The organism is Cupriavidus numazuensis, assembly GCF_905397435.1.
Lineage (GTDB): Bacteria > Pseudomonadota > Gammaproteobacteria > Burkholderiales > Burkholderiaceae > Cupriavidus > Cupriavidus numazuensis.
Map to the genome: position 1 here is coordinate 174,786 of NZ_CAJPVI010000002.1, position 16,294 is coordinate 191,079.

Annotated in this window: 25 protein-coding genes and 1 pseudogene; 2 read left to right on the forward strand and 24 right to left on the reverse strand. The window is 64.3% G+C overall.

What is annotated here, in order from left to right; translation table 11 throughout:
• The first annotated feature begins 10 nt into the window (after positions 1–10).
• Positions 11–946, forward strand: coding sequence for a sugar kinase (locus KHO41_RS02800; RefSeq protein WP_211951782.1), 936 nt, complete (start codon positions 11–13; stop codon positions 944–946).
• A gap of 40 nt (positions 947–986) precedes the next feature.
• Positions 987–1,628, forward strand: coding sequence for a bifunctional 4-hydroxy-2-oxoglutarate aldolase/2-dehydro-3-deoxy-phosphogluconate aldolase (locus KHO41_RS02805; RefSeq protein WP_211951783.1), 642 nt, complete (start codon positions 987–989; stop codon positions 1,626–1,628).
• A gap of 91 nt (positions 1,629–1,719) precedes the next feature.
• Here KHO41_RS02805 and KHO41_RS02810 read toward each other — a convergent pair whose 3' ends face one another.
• The 24 genes and pseudogenes from KHO41_RS02810 to KHO41_RS02915 all read right to left on the reverse strand — a co-directional run bounded on the left by KHO41_RS02810 (position 1,720) and on the right by KHO41_RS02915 (position 16,118).
• Positions 1,720–1,851: an entericidin A/B family lipoprotein gene (locus KHO41_RS02810; protein WP_041680161.1), complete on the reverse strand. Its 132-nt coding sequence runs from the start codon at positions 1,849–1,851 to the stop codon at positions 1,720–1,722.
• Positions 1,852–1,984: 133 nt separating this feature from the next.
• Positions 1,985–3,307 (reverse strand): bifunctional diguanylate cyclase/phosphodiesterase, encoded by a 1,323-nt coding sequence (locus KHO41_RS02815; protein ID WP_244873690.1) that lies wholly within the window; start codon positions 3,305–3,307, stop codon positions 1,985–1,987.
• 265 nt (positions 3,308–3,572) lie between these two features.
• Positions 3,573–4,886: a hemolysin family protein gene (locus KHO41_RS02820; protein WP_211951784.1), complete on the reverse strand. Its 1,314-nt coding sequence runs from the start codon at positions 4,884–4,886 to the stop codon at positions 3,573–3,575.
• A gap of 211 nt (positions 4,887–5,097) precedes the next feature.
• Entirely contained in the window at positions 5,098–6,213 is a 1,116-nt protein-coding gene (locus KHO41_RS02825; RefSeq protein WP_211951785.1) for a tyrosine-type recombinase/integrase, read from the reverse strand.
• A complete protein-coding gene (locus KHO41_RS02830; RefSeq protein WP_211951786.1) occupies positions 6,203–6,409 on the reverse strand; it encodes an excisionase in 207 nt (68 codons plus the stop codon). Before KHO41_RS02830 ends, KHO41_RS02825 begins: the two co-directional genes overlap by 11 nt.
• Before the next feature lie 177 nt (positions 6,410–6,586).
• On the reverse strand, positions 6,587–7,258 hold the full coding sequence (locus tag KHO41_RS02835; protein WP_211951787.1) for a hypothetical protein: 672 nt from the start codon (positions 7,256–7,258) through the stop codon (positions 6,587–6,589).
• On the reverse strand, positions 7,255–7,482 hold the full coding sequence (locus tag KHO41_RS02840) for a hypothetical protein (protein ID WP_211951788.1): 228 nt from the start codon (positions 7,480–7,482) through the stop codon (positions 7,255–7,257). Before KHO41_RS02840 ends, KHO41_RS02835 begins: the two co-directional genes overlap by 4 nt.
• Positions 7,479–8,027, reverse strand: a complete 549-nt coding sequence (locus tag KHO41_RS02845) for a hypothetical protein (protein ID WP_211951789.1) — start codon at positions 8,025–8,027, stop codon at positions 7,479–7,481. Before KHO41_RS02845 ends, KHO41_RS02840 begins: the two co-directional genes overlap by 4 nt.
• On the reverse strand, positions 8,024–9,112 hold the full coding sequence (locus tag KHO41_RS02850; RefSeq protein WP_211951952.1) for an FtsB/FtsL family cell division protein: 1,089 nt from the start codon (positions 9,110–9,112) through the stop codon (positions 8,024–8,026). Before KHO41_RS02850 ends, KHO41_RS02845 begins: the two co-directional genes overlap by 4 nt.
• Positions 9,109–9,246, reverse strand: coding sequence for a hypothetical protein (locus tag KHO41_RS02855; protein WP_211951790.1), 138 nt, complete (start codon positions 9,244–9,246; stop codon positions 9,109–9,111). Before KHO41_RS02855 ends, KHO41_RS02850 begins: the two co-directional genes overlap by 4 nt.
• Entirely contained in the window at positions 9,243–9,839 is a 597-nt protein-coding gene (locus tag KHO41_RS02860; RefSeq protein WP_211951791.1) for a hypothetical protein, read from the reverse strand. Before KHO41_RS02860 ends, KHO41_RS02855 begins: the two co-directional genes overlap by 4 nt.
• Positions 9,836–10,069 (reverse strand): DNA translocase FtsK, encoded by a 234-nt coding sequence (locus tag KHO41_RS41620; protein ID WP_280519689.1) that lies wholly within the window; start codon positions 10,067–10,069, stop codon positions 9,836–9,838. Before KHO41_RS41620 ends, KHO41_RS02860 begins: the two co-directional genes overlap by 4 nt.
• 15 nt (positions 10,070–10,084) lie before the next feature.
• Positions 10,085–10,978 (reverse strand): annotated as a pseudogene (locus tag KHO41_RS02865) (recombination-associated protein RdgC); the annotation flags it as partial.
• Between the two features lie 20 nt (positions 10,979–10,998).
• Positions 10,999–11,631 (reverse strand): lambda exonuclease family protein, encoded by a 633-nt coding sequence (locus KHO41_RS02870; protein WP_244873691.1) that lies wholly within the window; start codon positions 11,629–11,631, stop codon positions 10,999–11,001.
• Positions 11,619–11,957 carry a hypothetical protein gene (locus KHO41_RS02875; protein ID WP_211951793.1) on the reverse strand — a complete coding sequence of 113 codons (339 nt, stop codon included), beginning with the start codon at positions 11,955–11,957 and terminating at the stop codon, positions 11,619–11,621. Before KHO41_RS02875 ends, KHO41_RS02870 begins: the two co-directional genes overlap by 13 nt.
• A complete protein-coding gene (locus tag KHO41_RS02880; protein ID WP_211951794.1) occupies positions 11,957–12,601 on the reverse strand; it encodes an ERF family protein in 645 nt (214 codons plus the stop codon). Before KHO41_RS02880 ends, KHO41_RS02875 begins: the two co-directional genes overlap by 1 nt.
• The gene (locus KHO41_RS02885; RefSeq protein ID WP_211951795.1) at positions 12,598–13,848 is read right to left on the reverse strand and encodes a hypothetical protein; all 1,251 of its coding nucleotides are present in this window, start codon (positions 13,846–13,848) and stop codon (positions 12,598–12,600) included. Before KHO41_RS02885 ends, KHO41_RS02880 begins: the two co-directional genes overlap by 4 nt.
• Positions 13,849–13,858: 10 nt before the next feature.
• Positions 13,859–13,984: a hypothetical protein gene (locus tag KHO41_RS41625; protein WP_280519687.1), complete on the reverse strand. Its 126-nt coding sequence runs from the start codon at positions 13,982–13,984 to the stop codon at positions 13,859–13,861.
• On the reverse strand, positions 13,981–14,127 hold the full coding sequence (locus KHO41_RS02890; protein WP_211951796.1) for a hypothetical protein: 147 nt from the start codon (positions 14,125–14,127) through the stop codon (positions 13,981–13,983). The genes KHO41_RS41625 and KHO41_RS02890 overlap by 4 nt, the downstream gene beginning before the upstream one ends.
• The gene (locus KHO41_RS02895; RefSeq protein WP_211951797.1) at positions 14,124–14,402 is read right to left on the reverse strand and encodes a hypothetical protein; all 279 of its coding nucleotides are present in this window, start codon (positions 14,400–14,402) and stop codon (positions 14,124–14,126) included. Before KHO41_RS02895 ends, KHO41_RS02890 begins: the two co-directional genes overlap by 4 nt.
• A complete protein-coding gene (locus tag KHO41_RS02900) occupies positions 14,399–14,686 on the reverse strand; it encodes a hypothetical protein (protein WP_211951798.1) in 288 nt (95 codons plus the stop codon). Before KHO41_RS02900 ends, KHO41_RS02895 begins: the two co-directional genes overlap by 4 nt.
• The gene (locus KHO41_RS02905) at positions 14,683–15,255 is read right to left on the reverse strand and encodes a hypothetical protein (protein WP_211951799.1); all 573 of its coding nucleotides are present in this window, start codon (positions 15,253–15,255) and stop codon (positions 14,683–14,685) included. The genes KHO41_RS02900 and KHO41_RS02905 overlap by 4 nt, the downstream gene beginning before the upstream one ends.
• Before the next feature lie 10 nt (positions 15,256–15,265).
• Complete coding sequence (locus tag KHO41_RS02910; RefSeq protein ID WP_211951800.1) at positions 15,266–15,709, reverse strand: hypothetical protein; 444 nt, start codon at positions 15,707–15,709, stop codon at positions 15,266–15,268.
• Between the two features lie 103 nt (positions 15,710–15,812).
• Entirely contained in the window at positions 15,813–16,118 is a 306-nt protein-coding gene (locus KHO41_RS02915) for a hypothetical protein (protein ID WP_211951801.1), read from the reverse strand.
• Positions 16,119–16,294 lie beyond the last annotated feature (176 nt).

Consider the following 16,294-nt stretch of genomic DNA (forward strand, 5'->3'; position numbering starts at 1 on the left):
AGAGCCCGCCATGAGCATCGACATCCTGGCCTACGGCGAGCCGCTGGTGGAGTTCAACCAGCAGCCCGACGACCCGACCCGCTACCTGCAGGGCTTTGGTGGCGACACCTCGAACTTCTGCATTGCCGCGGCACGGCAAGGCGCCACCACGGGCTATATCAGCGCGGTGGGCGCTGACAGCTTCGGCGAACGTCTGGTGGCGCTGTGGACGCGCGAGCGGGTGGACACGCGCCATGTGCGTGTCGATCCGGTCGCGCCGACCGGCGTGTACTTCGTGAGCCATGACAACCATGGCCACCGCTTCGATTACCTGCGCGAAGGCTCGGCCGCGAGCCGCTACCATCACGAGCACTTGCCGCTGGCCGCGATTGCGCAGGCGAGCTTCCTGCACCTGTCCGGCATCAGCCTGGCCATCAGCACCAGTGCCTGCGATGCGGGCCTGGCCGCGATGGAGCATGCACGCAAGGCCGGCACGAAGGTGTCGCTCGATACCAACCTGCGGCTGCGCCTGTGGTCGCTGGCGCGCGCGCGCGGCATCATGCGCGAGGCGTTTTCACTGACCGACGTGTGCCTACCGAGCTGGGATGACATCACCGTGCTGACCGGGCTCGATGACCGCGATGCCATCGTCGACTACCTGCTCGGCTGCGGCATTGGCCTGGTCGCGCTGAAGCTTGGCGAAGAGGGCGCCTACGTGGCCACGACTGAGTCGCGCACGCTGGTGCAGCCGTTTGCCGTCAAGCCGGTCGATGCCACGGGCGCCGGCGACTGCTTCGGCGGCAGCTTTATCGCGCGGCTGGCGGCAGGTGCCGATCCGTTCGAGGCGGCACGCTATGCCAACGTGGCCGCCGCGCTGTCTACCACCGGCTACGGCGCGGTGGCGCCGATTCCTTCCGCAGAGACCGTGCTCGCCAGGCTGGCGCAGTCGGTGTCCGTGATCGCCTGATCAGATCCACACATCCTTGTCCGCAACGAACCTGACTGCCATGCAACTTCAACCTTCCCCGCTGCTCGCGCGGCTGGCCAATGTGCCGGTCATTCCTGTGCTGGAATTCGGCTCCGTCGACGAAGCGCTGCATGTCAGCGAAGCGCTGGTGGCCGGCGGCCTGCCTCTGCTCGAGATCACGCTGCGCACACCGGTCGCAATGGACGCCATTCGCGCCGTCGCCGCGAAGATTCCGGGCGCCTGCGTGGGCGCCGGTACGGTGCTGACCGTGGAACAGCTCCACGCCGTGCGCGATGCCGGCGCGCAGTTCGCCGTGTCGCCGGGCCTGACGCCGGCGTTGGCTGCCGGTGCGCAGGATGCCGGCATCTCGCTGCTGCCGGGCGTGGCCACGGCCAGCGAGGCCATGGCTGCCCTGGAGTCCGGTTTCACCTTCCTGAAGTTCTTCCCGGCTCAGGCCGCGGGCGGCGTGCCAATGCTTAAGTCGCTGTACGGGCCGCTGTCGCAACTGCGTTTCTGCCCAACCGGGGGCATTGATGCAGCGCTGGCACCGAGCTATCTCGCCTTGCCCAATGTGGTGTGCGTGGGCGGCTCGTGGGTGGTCCCGAAGGACGCTGTTGCTGCCGGCGACTGGGGCCGCATCCGCAAGCTCGCGGAAGACGCTGCGGCATTGCGCCGCGGCTGACTCTGCGCGCACGGCCCGGAATGCAAAACGGCACGCAATGCGTGCCGTTTTGCCGAGGGTGCGCTGGGCCCCGGATGCCGGGGCTTGCCGCTTACTTGTGGCGATCCGCCGCGCCTTCCAGTTTCTGGCCGCCGCGCTGGATATCCTGGCCGAGTCCGGCCATGGTATTGCAGCCAGCCAGCAAGGTCGCGAACAGTACGCACCAGATCCAACCTTTCTTCACGCCGGGCTCCTTTCAGTCATGGTCATTTCGCGGCAGATTTTACCGCCAGTGGCCGTGCGCATCACGTGTGATGTGTCGCAATTTGTAAATCGTACCGGGCAGGGTGATGGCGCATGGACGCTCGCCGCTGGCGTCATCCCGCCGGCCCGAGCAGTTCCCGCGCGCGCTGCTGGATGGCCCAGTGAGTCTGCGCGAGCCAGTTGGCCGGGAATGGCTGCGCCAGCAGGTAGCCCTGGATGCTGTGGCACCCCCAGGCATGCACCTGTTCCAGCTGCTTGCGCGTTTCCACGCCTTTTGCACAAACCATGGCGCCCGCCTTGCGCGCCACCGTGCACGCCTCGCGCAGCCCTGCCGCGGCGTTGGCGGGCTGGTCGGCATGCCCGAGGCTGCGCACGTCCAGCGTGACCCGGTCCGGGCGCAGCCGGCCAAAGGTTTCCAGGCTTTCCGGTCGGCCGTCGAAATCGCTGAGCGACAGTTGCAGGCCGCGCCGGCGCAGGGCTTCGAACCTGCCGATCAGTTCCGGGTCGTCCGGCAGGTTGGTGGAAGGCACTTCGATGCAGAGCCGCTCTGGCGCGACGGCACCGGCATCAAGCGTTCGCGCGAGCGCATCGACCATATCGAGCTGATGCAGTTGCGCACTCGATGCCAGCAGGGTGAACTGTAGCGGTCCCACATCGTTGGCTGCCCGCGCCAGCGGCGCCAGGCTGCTGAGCAGCCAGTTGCCCACCGGTCCCATCAGGCCCAGGCCTTCGAGCGCGGGCAGGAAGTCCTGCGGCGCAACCCGCCCGAGCGCGGGATGGCGCCAGCGCAGGCGGACCGAATAGCCGCTGATCCGGGAGCCGGCAAAATCGGCGCGCGGCTGCAGATGCAGGCTCAGTTCGCCGCGCTCCAGCGCCTGGGGCAGCGCGGCGAGCATCTGGTCCGCGGCGGGCGTGCCGGCACGCATGGCGCTCGCCAGCCCGTCGCCGCCCTGGCGGCAGATCCGCAGCATGGCGTCAAAGGCGTGCTGCAGGCTGCGTTCGGCGGCCACGTCGGGATGGTCGAGCGACATGCCGATGCTGCAGGACAGGAACAGCTCGAAGCCGTCCAGCGTGAACGGTCGGGCCAGCTCGTCGGCCATGCGTTGTCCGAGCCGTGCCGGGTCTTGCGTCGCGGCCGGCAGCGGAGTGACCACCGCCAGATCCGCGGGTCCGAGCCAGTACATGCGCGCTTCCGGCAGCAGCAATCGCGCGAGCCGCGCCTGGACGAGCTGGCGCAGATGCGCAGCCCGCCGGGGGCCCACGGATTCGCATGCGCTGGCAAAGCGATCCAGTCGAATGATCAGGATGACCAGCTGCGCGCCGCCGGAAGTGGCGCGGCAATTGCCCAGCGCGGCCACGAAAGCGGCCGGCTGAACCATGTCATACGCGTTTCCGGCACGTTGACCGGCGCTGTCGTCGGCGTCGTCTTGGTGCATGCAATCTCTTTTGCAGGCGAGGCCCGCAAGATGCCGGCCACTGCCCACACTTCCCCGTTCTGTCGTTTTGATTGTATTCCGCCACCGCGATTGCACGTTGCCGTGCAGGCAGTATCGCGGCGTCCGGTGTGGCGCAGCTACGATCATACGGCAGGGAGCGCGGCAGGAGAGCACCGTCGGTATAGAGCCGGCGCACGTTACGCCGGCCTTGACAGCCGCCCGAATTGCAGATGCGAGGGAAAGACGACGAAGGGCGGTGCCGGAATCAGCCCGTGGTTTCGTCTTCCGGTCCTTCCGACGGCGCCACGCGCGATGCCAGGACCTTGTCGATGCGCTTGCCGTCCATGTCAAGGATCTCGAAGCGCCAGTCTTGCCACTGGACGCTGTCCGCGGTCTGGGGCAACCGGCCGAGCAGCAGCAGGAGCATGCCGGACAGCGTGTGATAGCGTTCCTTCTCTTCCTCGGGGACCTGGCGCAGGCCAATGCGATCCTTGAGTTCGGGAATCGGGATCAGGCCGTCGAGCAGCCAGGAGCCGTCTTCGCGCTGGATGGCCCATTCCTCGTCCGCGCTGTCCGGCTTGAACTCGCCGGTGATGGCTTCGATCAGGTCCTGCAGCGTGACCAGGCCCAGCACTTCGCCGTACTCGTCGATGACGAAGGCGATCTGGCCGCCCGAGCCGCGGAAGTTTTCCAGCAGCTCCATGCCCGTGACGCTCTCCGGCACGAACACCGCAGGCTGCACCGCGGCCATCAGGTCGGCTTCTTCGCCGCGCAGGCGGCGGGCCAGCAACTGGCGCGCGCTCACCACGCCGACGATGTCATGCATGCCGCCACGCACGACCGGAAAGCGGGAATGATCCGATTCCTCGATACGCTTGAGGTTCTCATCCAGCGGCACTTCCACGTCGAGATACACCACGTCTCCGCGCGGCACCATCAGCGAGGCGAGTTGCCGGTCGTCGAGGCGGAACACGTTGCGCACCATGGTGTGCTCGTGCTGCTCGATGATGCCGGCCTCGGAGCCCTCGATCAGCAGCGCATGAATTTCTTCTTCGGTTACGCCGGGGCCGCGGTTTGTGTTGACGCCGAGTAGGCGCAGCACCAGACGCGTGGATCCCGACAGCAGCTTGACGAACGGCGTGCTGGCCACGGCGAGCCAGGAGATCGGGCGCGCCGCCAGCCGGGCGATGGTCTCCGGCGCCATCTGGCCCAGGCGCTTGGGCACCAGTTCGCCCAGCACGATCGAGAAATAGGTCAGGCCGGCCACTACGATGGCTGTTGCCACATAGCCGGCCGTGGTCTGCGGCAGCCCAAGCCCTTGCAGCCACACGCCCAGCGGTTGTGCCAGGGTCGATTCGCCCACTACGCCGTTGAGCACGCCGATCGAGGTAATCCCGATCTGGACGGTCGACAGGAACCGCGTCGGGTCTTCGCCAAGCTTGATGGCTTCAATGGCTCCGCGGTCGCCTTCTTCCACCTGGCGCTGCAGCCGCGCCCGGCGGGCGGTGACCAGCGCGATCTCGGACATGGCGAACAGACCGTTGAGCAGAATCAGCGCCAGCAGTATGGCAATTTCCATCAGGGTGCGCGCCCTTTGCGCGCGGGGGTTAAAAGATCAAGCATACCATTCGCCTGTTACACCTTGTCGCGGTGTGCAGAATAGGGCGCAAATTGCGCGCGCATGAATGGCCGTCATTACCTCTCAGGTAGTAGCGGCGGTCATGCTCCCTATGTTCTAAGCGGTTTTGCGGGTTAGTGTCTACTGCGCGTCTATTACTTGTCTGAAATTCTCAACCCGAGACGCGGACCTCGACCCACTCTGCGCCGCGCGTGTCCCGGTACATTTCGGTCATGGCCGCTGTCTTGTGGCCCATGATGACCTGCGCTAAATCCTCACCATATTGCTCGGTATAGAGCCGTGCCGACAAGCTGCGCAACTCGTGGAAGGTGGCCGGGTTCTTGCCATCCTCCCATGTCAGTTCAGCATCTTCCCGGAGTTCCTGAAACACTTTCGTGAGGGCGTCTGCACGTACCGGCGTGCCGGCCTTCCGCATCCGATTCCGCCGCGAGTAGTGCAGGATGCTCTTCGATACGACAGCGTCCCGGGCGCGCTTGATGCATTCGTCAAGCGTCATATTCAGCACATCAAGGCGTATGCTCAGGGGGATGCGCAGTTTTGCGCCAGTCTTCGACTGGATGACGTGCAGAAAACCTTCAGTGGCGTCGGCGAATTGCAGGCCTGCGATGTCCTCTCTCCGTTGGCCGGTCAGCAAGGCGAGTTCCAGGCATCGAGCGACCCACGGCTCCAGCTTCAGGGCTGCAGCATAGACGGCCTGGAACTGGTCCAGGGTCAGGCGTGAGCGTTCGACGTCGAATTTCGGTGTCCGAGTGACTGACACCGGGTTTTTTCCATTTTCGATCAGCCCGACGGTTTCAGCTTCGCGAAACATATCGAGAAGGGTTTTGCGAATCAGCTTCGCCATGTTGGCGCCGCGCTCCTGAACCGCCGTCGCGATGTATTCGGCGACATCCTTCGTCGTTATGGCGGGCAAATCCTTGCTGGCGAACGGCGCAGCGAGCGCCGCCCGCACACCGGATTTGACCGTCTGCATGGTTTTGGCGGTGGGGGCACGATTGTCCTCGTAGGCCTTCAGGTACTCGGGGGCCCATTGCGCCAGCGTCTTGCCGTTGGGCTTCCTGATGCGATCGAGCAGCGACGTGTGTTTGGTGCGTCGCGCAATCTCGGCGTTGACGACGCGCGCCTCCTGAAAGGCCTTGGCCTGGTCGCGCCCAAGGCCAAAGTCCTTCTTGGACTCCGGGTCGCGGAAGTAGAAGTAGCCGGCCCCGTTCTGATACAAATTGACTGGCCAGTTGCGGCGCTTGGCGGAACGAGGTCTAGCGGCCATTGCCAATCCTCCGCGCAAGCTCGCCGGCCTCGTCCATGTACACGGCATCGGGCTCTACAAAATAGGTGCGACCGCATTTCACTGGCAACGGGTTGATGAGCCCGAGCTTGCGCCAGTTGCGCAGCGTGTTGCGATGCGGTTTTTCGCTGCCGAACATGCGTTCGGCCCACGATTCCAGCGAGATGAGTTTTGGCATTGCGGTTGCCATATTTTGCTCCATCCGCCATGTCTGGCGGGTTACTGCTATGACCCGGTGAGCCCGATTTATCATTTCTTGCATTTAGTTATTTGTGGCGCCGGCAGTGAACTGCATTGCGCGTGACCTCTAACATCTGTTCTGCTGCTTCCTGCATCACTGCTTGTCCCGCTCCTGCTAGATGGCCGGGTACGCTGATCCTGGCTGTCCCAGCTCGTTGCTGCCCGTGCAGGCATTGCGGTGGTCGTTGGCGTGCGGGCATCGCTTGTTGCCGCAGGTCGGGCACAGGATCATGCGCATTTCGACCGAATGTGGGCGACAGGTCTGGCAGCCGCATTGCTTGTCCCGCTCCTGCCGGATGGCGGCGTCGATGGATTCGGAAAGCTCTCCCTTATTCATCGGAACGGGCGCCTCCTGGTCAAACCGGAAAGCGATGATTTCCTTGGCTGGGTCGCCCCATTCGGCATCCCAACCGCAGTAGCGGTCTACCAGCCACCGATACCGCGCCGCATCCTCTGCCTCCGCCTTCCCCGGTGAGGCGCGATCTTCCATCCAATCCGCCACCAACTCCGGCAGAGAATCATCGGCGTCGGGGTCAATACCAAGCGTGGCGCGCACGGCCTTGTCCATGTTCTCAATGGTCGATGCCATTGATCCGCAGACGCGCTCCAATTCTTGGATTCGCTCCGGCGCCTTCCCCGGTGAGGGGGTGGCGCGCTCCAGTTCGCGGATGCGGGCGATCATTGCCAGCGTGTCCGATGGAATCACCGTGCCGCCACGCCGCGCAATCGCTTCCAGCACGTCCAGGTTCAGTTCCCCATCTGCTGGGGTAGTGGCGGGGATGGTCATAGGTCGTCCTCGTCAATCGCGGTCGTGTACCGCGGGCGGTAACCGCCTTGGATGTGAAATTCCTTGCCGCAGGCAGCGTCCGGGCAGACGACGCTGGCCCGTCCCTCGTCCGGCGCCAATGACCACAGATCCTCGTCGGCTTCGTTCATGTCGTCGCTGTCGAACTCATGGCCGCAGTGTGGGCAGACCGGCATCAGCGTCTGAAAGGTGGCGGGGATGGTCATGATTGATCCTTGATTTCGGCGCGGATGGCGTGGGCGCAGTCGCTAGCAAAGCCTTTCTTGGTTTGCATTGTCGTCCACATGGCGGCTTCGTTCTTGACGATTACCGCCGCCCGCTCCATGCCTGCGGCGTAGCCCTGTGCGTACATCTTCAGCGCGAACCGCATGCACAGTTTGGTGTGGTCGCCCCACTCATGCGGCTTGGACATCCCCTGGCACACGTCGCGCAGGAACGCGGCCTGCACAGCCTTGCTCGCAATTTCGTCCCAGCCTTCCATCACCGTTCTCCCCCCATTGGGCGCCTCAGCGGCGGCAGCCCGCTTGTCTCGCTGGATAATGTCTTTGCATGACTGGTGCCCGTGGGCGCACGAATCTGGCATCCCTTCCGGAAACGACATGCAGCAGTCAGCGCAGATCCATTGGCACTCGCCACGCGCTGCACGCATAGTCCAGTCGATCATGGCTTGGTCCATCTGATCCATGACCTCTTTCGACGGCATGCCAGCGCTCAATACGATGCCGGGGAATACAGGTTTGTCCCCCATCATGCGCCCCTGCTCTCATTGGGCGCCTCAGCGGCGGCGAGCATGTCAGCGTCGATGGCGCTATCCATCCGCTCACCCCAAAGCACGTCTTCGCCACCGGCGGCCCCAACGATAATGTGATCGTCCCCATCGTCGCCAATACGGTCGGAATCACGCAGCCACCGATACCGTGCCGCATCCCTCTCCACCTCCTCCCGCGAGGACGAGGCGCGACCTTTTAGCACGACAAGCTCATGCGACAGTTCATCATTGCGCTCGCGCTGTTGCTGAAGATCTTTTCGCAGCATCGCTATTTCCTCATCAAGCGAGGACGATGCGCGGGAGAGCAATTCGAGAACGTGCGACAGAGCCTTGTTGTAGCCTTTGTCATACTCGGCATATGCAGCACCGTCCGGCGCCTTGGGCTTGCGCAATGCGCTGATCTCATCCGACAGCGCCACACCCTGCCGGTCGCCGGGCGCAGGCGCTGCGCCCTTAGCGCGGGCAATAACTCGCTGCAGATTGTCTAGCGTGCTGCTCGGCTCGCCGTTGTCTTTCACGACATTCAGGCGATACACGGCTTCGACGTGCTCTAGCGACTGCAGCATGTCATCGAACAGGCTTGCGGGTGCTGGCGCGGCCGGCGATGCGACCGGCGCAGGGGCGGCGAGAAGCGGGTGAACTTTCAGCATGGCCTCGAGCGCATGCTGCAACCCTTCCTCCGTGATCGTGTCGCCTTCATGGTGGTCGATCAGCCAGCCGGGGAACTTATCCCACGGCACCTGGCGCTGGACACCGATCAACTGATTCAGGCGCTCCACCATGAAGTAATCGCAATCCGCGCAGCACATATCGCAGTTGCTGGAGAATTGACCATCTTCGAACGTGAGCACGGCATTACCTTCGCCGCAGTGCTCGCAAATGCGCCCGTCGAGATGAACCGGCTCCTGCCCGCCAGCTTGCGCGAGCGCGGCGCGCACACCATCAGCAAAGCGCCCCAGCGCCGCATCCCATGCGTTCGTGCCCGGCTCGGCCGCCATCAGGCCGCAGTCGCGCGCCAGGCTCCAGTCTTCGTCCCGGCACTGCGCCGGCGTAGTCGATTCGCTCATTGCTCGTTGTCCTTGTTCTGTTGGGTGTAGAAGTCCGCCATCCACTTGGCCTGACGCCGCGCCACATAGGCGCCTCCCAGGGCGAATAGCACCCCGCCGGCAGCGACGATGATCAGGGCTGTTACAGGGCTCATGGTGTCGTGTGGTTTGGTGGGGTACCGATCCATGCGGCTGCGGGGTCGCGGCGGATCAGGCGGCCGGCGCGCTCGGCGTTACGGTTTTTGCACCGGGCATAGTGCAAGCCGAGTCTCTCCGGATCTTTCTTCAGCCTCAGCCAGAGCATGTGATGGCGCTCCGCGCGGTCCTGCTTGGGCGGCCTCGGCTTGTCCTTTCCCTTTCCCAGCGCCCACAGGCGAGGTCGTACGCCGTCGAGGCCTTGCGGGCCCCAGTCGCCTACGCGCAGGCTCTTGCCGTGCATCTGGCGCGTGCAGTGGTCAAGCGACCGGCGCGAGACATTGATTTCCCTCGACATCTGCAGCGTGGAGCGGGGCTTCCCGTCGGCGAGCAGCTGCTTCATGAGCGACCATGCAATCGACCGGCCGGCCAGGCTTACCTTGCGGGGCCCAAGTCCCAATTCATTGGCACGGGCCTTGATCGCCAGTACGGTGCGATTCGGGATCTTGTGCGCCCAGTCCTTGACCGGCTTGTCGTTCTTCCACTCCCGGCGCAGGGTTCGGATCTCCCCATTCGACCAGGCGGTTTGCATCTTTCGCTTCTTCGCGGTCATGCTGCCGCTCCCAGCACGGTGCGATCGCCGCTGTCATTCGCGGCAGACACAGCGCCGCCAGCTTCCATGGCCTCGATCAGGCGCGCCGCGCGGTTGTAGCCGATGCGCAGGTGCCGCTGCACCAGAGAGATAGAGGCACGCTTGTGCGCGCGCACGATGGTCACGGCCTGTTCATAGAGGGGATCGTCGCAGCCATCCGGGGCGATGTCTGCTGCGGCGCGCTCGATCAGGTCGCCGGCCTCTGCCGCAGGGCGCTCGCCGCCAAGGGCTGCCGCGAGGTCCGCCAGCATCTGCGACAGCTCGCCGGCCATCAGCATGAAGTCAGCATCGAAGCGCTCGTCGGCATCATTGATCGATGCGTCGGTCGTTTCCTTGATCACGTCCAGCGCCGCGACGCGCTTGATGGTCAGGGAGTCGGTCAGCACCAGGGATACCCGGTCATTCCACGTCATGGCCAAGCGGGTGCAGCGCTTGCCAGCGGCGATGTGCTTGGCCACGTCGTCGGGGTCCGGCGCCTGCTTGGCAATGCGGATCGTCGCGCGGCTCTCGCCCATCGATTCCAGCGTGGTGTCGTCGTCCACAGTGAAGCCCGACGGCGCGGTGTCGGTGGCCAGCCATTCCGTCATGGCGGCGACAGGGGAGTGGTTCACGTAGAGCTGGTGGGCGGAAAGGTTATCGATCGCCTTGAACAGGTAGCCCAGCATGGTGTCGCGTTTGGCGGAGCTTGCCGCGTCGATCACCAGCCAGCCGTTGTTCGTGTCAATCCATGCGCGGGTCAGCGTGTTGATGCTGAAGGCCTTGGGCAGCATCTCTTCGTACAGCTGCTCCTTGATCTCGCGCGTCTGCTTGCGGCCCGGTTTGAAGCCCTGCTGCTCTTCGATCTCCGCGGCGCGGGCTTTGGTCGCGTCTCGAATGACGGACTGCGGCAGCAGCTTCTTTTCCGTCTGCAGGGCGATCAGGAGATTGCCGCCCACTTCGTGCACCAGGCCGCTGCCGTCGCGCGGCTCGGCGAAGCCTTGGGTTTCCGCCTCAAGGCTGGTGCACGGGACAAAGGCATGCTTCGCCAGGGCGGCGCTCAGGTCGGCCGCAGTCATTGCGAAGACAGGAAGTCGGTAAATTGACAGGTTCTTGAACCACATTGCGGGAATCCTTGAATTTGTCAGGCGGCCAGCTTGCGCAGCTCGACCACGTTCTGTTCAACCAGCTTGTCGAAGTCCAGAAGGTCTTCGACCATGGCGTCGATGTATGCCTCGTCTCGCTGGATGCGCCAGCGGAAGAAGTCCTTGCCGATGGCCTTTAGGGCAGGGCAGTACAGGGCAAAATCCCACCATGCGCGGCCGGATAGCCAAAGATTCCCGTACACCTGATCATCGAACTTCTTCAGGTCGTGGTCGATCAGCACAGTGCGAAGTTCGTCCGGCGCGATCAGGCACTTGTACTCGGCGCCGCCATCCTTGCGGATCCAGCCGTCGGCGCTCGCGCCGAAGTTGCCGTCGTCTGACAGCACCATGCCGACCGGTTCCACGAACTCGCCGATGTCAGCTTGGTGTGCGAGGCGCGCGTCGGACTCCAGCTCTTGGCCGCGGCGCATCTGCCACGTCTCGTAGCCTCCATCCAGTGGCTCGCCGCTGATGCGCTCGATAGCCAAGCGGAAGGCGTAGTTGAGGGCTTCGTCGGTGCGCTCGCCGTTCTTCTTGCGGGACCGGGCGACACGGAACATGCTGGCGGTGATCACGCCGCTTCTGGCGGCGATCCACTGGTGGCTGCCCTGCTGACAGGTCACGATGCGCACGGTTCCCCCTTGGCTCGCAGCATTGCATCGGCCTCGATGTAGCGGAGGCACGCCCGGGCATCAGCCCAGAAGATCGCGTTGGCAAGCGGGTCGGCGGCGTAGTCGGGCATGGCTCGGCCAAGCAGAGTCTCCGCATACTTAACGCCGATCTCCGGCTCGATGTCCGCATTAGCTGCGAAGTAGTCGCGCAGGGTCATGCCAGACTGGAAAACCTTCACCGGCTTTGCGACATGAATAGCGTTCGGCCGCTCCGGGTCGTAAGGCGGAATTTGGTCGAACTCATAGGAGCCTGGGAATGCCGGCCCACCGTCTTTGATTTCAGCCATCACGCTGCCTCCTGGCTGGCCGTGCGCAGTTCCTTCATGCGCTGCTCGTAATAGGGGTTGTAGGTGGCACGCTCTTCCTTCGGAAGGCCGCTCATGATCCTGCTCAGTTCGCCGATGGTCTTGGCATCGCGCAGGCCCGGGTGCTCTTCTGCTGCTGGCAATATGTCGGTGCCGGCGTCCGGAGTGCCGTCCTCGTCCAGGTCGTCGTCGGCGGCCACGCCAAGCAGGGCGCTTACGATGTAGCGGCGCAGGTAGGTGATGGCGGCACCGAACTTCTTGATGTCGCGGTCGTCGCGGTACAGGCGCGCCACGGCGGTGATCTCTGCGCCAGTGGAATGGCCCAGCACCGTGCGAATGATCGTGCTGTTGTTTTCCTCGGTCACCAACTGGAACAGGCACAGGCCGTTCTCGGAAAGGGCCGGCGTGGTCTTGGCGCGAATTTCCTGCAGGTCCGCATAGCGGAAGTTGTAGGAGCCGATCTTCCGCTTCTGGTCGTCCTTGATGTCGATCGTCACGCTGCGGTTCTTCTCGATCGGCTGGAAGGCGCCTTGTGCCTTGGCGAGGGCGGTGTACATGGGGCCCATGCCGCCGATGGCGGCCGGCGTCAGCGTGGTTTCCATTTCAGGCAGGTCGTGCTGGGTCATTCTGCGGCTCCGGTGGCTGCATTGATGGCGGCGTCGATGCGGTCGGCGAGATCGCCGGCCGGCACATGGGCGCGGGCTTCGACCAGCAGGACCAGCAGCGTTTCAGCCTGCGCACGCACGCGCTCGGCGGCGGCCTTGGCGGCTTCCTGTTCGCGGCGACGGGCCTCGGCTTCCTCGCGCTGGCGCTTTTCCTCGGCGGCGCGGGCTTCGGCCTGGCGCTTCGCTTCGGCTTCGCGCTCGGCACGCTCGGCGGCAGCCTTGGCCTCCTGTTCTTCGCGGACCTTGCGCTCCGCGGCCTCGCGGTCGGCACGCTCGCGCGCTTCCTTGTCGGCGCGCAGTTGAGCCAGTTCCGCGGCATCTCGAGCGCCGGCCAGCATGGTGTTCAGGTTCCCCAGCGCGGCTTCGATCGCGGCGCCGGCCTCGGCCTGGAACTCGGCAAAGTCGTCAGCGGCTTCTGCCGCCAGCGATTCAATACGCTGCTGGATTTGCTTCACGCCCAGACCAATGCAGGTCGACGGCGCGGTTTCGATTGCATGGATCCGGTCCTTGATGCCGGCCACGCGCTTGCGTTCTGCCTCGGCCTTGGCTTCCTCGGCGCGGCGGGCGGCGGCCTCGGCTTCCTGCTGGGCACGCATCGCAGCCAGTTCCTCGCGGGCCTTGGCGTTCTCCAGGTGGGCACGGAGCGTGATCAGGGCAGCGGCTACGGCTTCCTTGGCCTGCTCGGCATACTCTTCCCAGTCGCGCTGGCCCACGTACTCTGGCGATTCCAGATCGCGGATGGCGGCTTCGACGTCGGCAACGGACGCGCTCAGGTAGTCGCGCGGCAGCATGGCGATGGCGTTGAGGCAGGCTTGATGCGCGCTGATGCGTGCGCTCTCGGCGCGGGCCTTGGCAATTCGTTCCTCGTCCTTGCGCTTCTGTTCGGCGTCGACCTGCTCCTTCACAGGCGTCTCGATCGCCTTGACCGAGGCCAGGATCTCGTCGCGCTTCTCGCGCACCAGCTTTTGCTGAGCCAGGATCGGACGGTTCCAGTTCGTGTAGGCCTCGTCCGTGGCAGTGCGGGTGGCCACGCAGCGCTGAATGAACTCGCGTGCGGCCTTGTTGCCAGCGGTCGTCTTCACGTCGAAGGCCTCGGCGCCGGCCGCGCGCAGCTCGGCCAGACCGGATTCGATGGCGTCATACAGGACCAGGCCTGCGGCCGGCTGGGTCTGGATAGGGTCCAGAACTTCAATCTCTGGTGCTTCCATGATGGTCGGCTCAGATGGAGGTGACTTTGATCTTGCGGGCGCCGCGGTCCAGCGCCTGGATGACGACGTCGATGCTGCAGGCCGCGACGGCGATGTACTCGGTGGTGTTGTCGAGGACAACTCGAAAGCGTTTCATTGCGGGCTCCCGGTCAGGGCAAAGAGGGTTGAGCTATCGCCGGCAGCGATGTAGAACACGACAATCAGCATGGTCAGGATCCAGCCAAACAGGATCGGATGCCGACGCTCGAAGTCGCAGATGAAGTCTTCGCCGCGCTTCATGCCGCCACTCCGAAAGCGAAACGACGTTCCTCGCGCTGGCGGTCAGCGGCTTCCTCTTCCCAGAAGGCTTGCAGATCGTGGTAGGCCTCCAACGCCAGGCCTGCGATCTCTTCCCCGTCGTGCAGGTGCGTGACGTCGACACCCGAGTCAGTGACGGTATCCACCTCGAAGCATTCGTCCTGGCCGGGCTGTTCCAGTGTGGCGTCGTAGCCGCGGCGGTAGGTGCCAGACACCATAAGAGAGGTGTCGTTGTGGGTGATCTTGAGTGTGGTCATGCTGCTGCTCCCGTGACTGGAACGGCGTAGGTGGTCATGTGGGCGATGGCGAGTTTGTTTACCAGCGATCCGTTAGCGGGCAGCTCGCAGAAGTAGTCATCCGGATTGCGGGACGTACCTTCTCGGAGCGTGCAGCGGGCGATGTCCGCTGCGGTGGCGTCGCGCAGCGTGAGCCGCTGGCCGGGACATACGTCGTGCCACCAACCGAGCTTTTCGCGCGGAATGGTCCGCTCCATCTCGCGGCGGGTTTTCAGCTTGACCTGGTGGATGTTCACTGAGGTCATGCGTAGCTCCCAACTGGGGTGTTGAGGGTGGAGCGCTGCTCCTGCTGGCGCTTCTTCAGCGCCGCCTTGTAGCTGGCCTTGGCGTCCTTCTTGGTCGGCGCCCAGTCGCCTTCGATGTCACGACGGAATTCGTACGGATAGGCGTGGCAGCGATACATGCGGTACTCATCGCCCCACCTGTCCCGACGGGCATTTCCGTACGCCTTGCGCTGCTCAAACTTCGGCAGGCGGCTGCCGCACAGGAACTCAGCAAACGAATCCCCCGCGCATCCGTCGGCGCTGAGATATTCCTCGTAGCGCGTCCGCTTCTTCGGGTCCGGTAGGTCGGGCAGCGACGTGATCGCCAGCGCGCGGCCCGCTTCGGTCGTGTAAAAGACGATCGAGTCGCCCGGAAGGAATCCGGGGCGGTGGCCGCGGATCATCAGGCCAGCCGCTTCCAGCTGCTCAAGGTCCGCCATGTCGTGATGGCCCTGGCTGGCGACGAAGTGGTTGCGGTACGGCTCGCGGCGATGCTCGTTGATGCCCAGCGTGTGCTGCAGCAGTCCGATCTGTGCTTTGGTCGGTTGCATGGCGCGCGCCTCAGTCCAAGCCGTGGCAACGAACCTCGACCACATGCCGGCCGTGGCTGTCTTTACCCAATTCGTTGAGGGAGGGGCTACGGAAGGCGTCGATGTTGGCGACCAGTGCGCGGGCACGCGCTTGTACCGTTGCGACATCGGTGCCGCGAACGGTGCGCACTTCGCTCTTTCCATCGCGGCGGGTGCTCACCATGACGGTTCCCGGGGCGGACATAGCGCGCTCGACCGCGGCACGCGCGCCGGCAGCGACTTCCTGATCGCGCTCCAGACTTGCATTGGCTTGCGCAACGATCTTGTCGCGCAACTCCGTGTAGCGGGCCAGCTGCATCAACTGGCGCGAGTCCGGCTCCATGCCTTGGTCTTGGCTATCGATCGCAACCAGGGCGATCAGGAAGCGGGTCCGTTCGTTCGGGTGGATCCTGCTGATGATTTCCGACGGCGACATGCTTCTCTCCATCTGCTTGGGCACTGCCTGCGGGGTGCTGGCGTCGTGCTGATGGAGCGAAGTATAGCGCAGCGCTAATTCATGTCAATAGCGCAGCGCTAATCTAAACCGGCCTCGCGCGAGACTTTCTCTTTAGCTCTGCCAGATGCCTAATGGCTTCCGCCATGGTCTCGATCGCGGACGCGGGGCTGCCGATGGCAAGCTGCTTGATGGCGTCGACCATCACTTCGATAGCTATGTCCGGCTCTTCGGCGTAGATGCCTGTGATCTGGGCTCGATACGAGCCGCCTGGCTGGTGCTGGAGTTGAATTAGATCGTCGCCGGGGCAATCCGGAGGACGCGGCTGAGCCCCAACCCCTTTCCTGGCACGCCGCGCCCGATAGGCGGCCAGGTCAATAACCGATGTCATGCATTGTTCTATTCGTTCTAAGGACAATCCCTAGCTTTCAATTGCATTACGACCGGGATGCACCGAGTTGGTAACCCTACGACAGGGGGAGACATGGGGGTCTGGTTGTGAGTGACAGGCCTGTCTGCTACGAGAGGCTCGCTAGGTGGCGGCCAGCGGCAGAGGAGAGCCGTGCT